This is a genomic window from Nonomuraea montanisoli, assembly GCF_013363975.1.
Lineage (GTDB): Bacteria > Actinomycetota > Actinomycetes > Streptosporangiales > Streptosporangiaceae > Nonomuraea > Nonomuraea montanisoli.
The window spans coordinates 1-286 of sequence record NZ_JABWGN010000072.1; the positions used below are offsets into that span (position 1 = coordinate 1).

General features: G+C 73.4%; 1 protein-coding gene. It reads right to left on the bottom strand.

Annotation, left to right across the window (positions count from 1 at the left end; translation table 11 throughout):
- Positions 1 to 286: hypothetical protein (locus tag HTZ77_RS45030; protein ID WP_175595927.1), on the bottom strand; the 286-nt coding region annotated here is incomplete at both ends.

Below are 286 nucleotides of genomic sequence, written 5' to 3' on the forward strand. Positions count from 1 at the left end.
GGACGCCCTGCACGTCGCTGATCGCGTCGGCCGGGTCGGCCGGGACGGTGTACACCCACGCCTGGGCGGGCGCGGCGGCGAGCCGGTAGTCGCCGTCCGGGGGCGGCTGGAAGCGGTAGCGGACCAGCTTGGTGCCCGCCAGGGAGGCGGAGGTGCCGCCGGAGCGCTTGTACGTGCCCTCGACCAGGGTCGCGCCGCCGGAGCTGCGGCGGTCCAGGGAGACGTAGTCGAAGAGGATCGGCGTGATGTAGTGCCGCACCTCCGGGATGACGTACCTGTAGTCGCC